1 protein-coding gene is annotated in these 431 nt (G+C 31.6%); it reads right to left on the bottom strand.

Annotated elements, in window-relative coordinates; genetic code table 11:
- A partial coding sequence (locus AWB54_RS15105) for a DUF2357 domain-containing protein (protein WP_153014781.1) occupies positions 1 to 431 on the bottom strand: 431 nt, incomplete at both ends.

Genomic DNA, 431 nt, shown 5'->3' with positions numbered 1-431 from the left:
GTATAATCTGTAAACTTTCTTTTCATATCCTCTGAAATCTTCAACCACTTCATCCCAATTGAGCTTAAAACCGAATTCAAACAAAAGATAGTATTCAAGAATGTCACGGTATCCTTCCTTTTTCTGAAGAACCTGTGAATTTAAAGGAGGATAATCCATTGGAGATATGTCTAAAAAGTATCTTGCTGAAAGATAATAGCTTAAAGTTTCCTTATATTCCTTAAGCTTGTCAGTTACATATCCCTCTTCCACTTTTCCAAGCAAATCATCTATTAAGTCATCAATGAAAAGCAAAAAGTTTTTGTAAAATCTGTTTTCAGGAACATCTATGGAATCTACATATTTCAGTTCCTTGATTTTAAGAGGAACATATCCTTTTGTATTATGCCATGCGGAATCATTAGATTTTTCTATTTTTTCCAAGTTTTCAG

It is taken from the genome of Syntrophomonas wolfei subsp. methylbutyratica, from assembly GCF_001570625.1.
Taxonomy (GTDB): Bacteria; Bacillota; Syntrophomonadia; order Syntrophomonadales; family Syntrophomonadaceae; genus Syntrophomonas; species Syntrophomonas methylbutyratica.
Note: the sequence above shows the minus strand (reverse complement) of the source record. Positions and strands in the feature narration are given on the sequence as shown.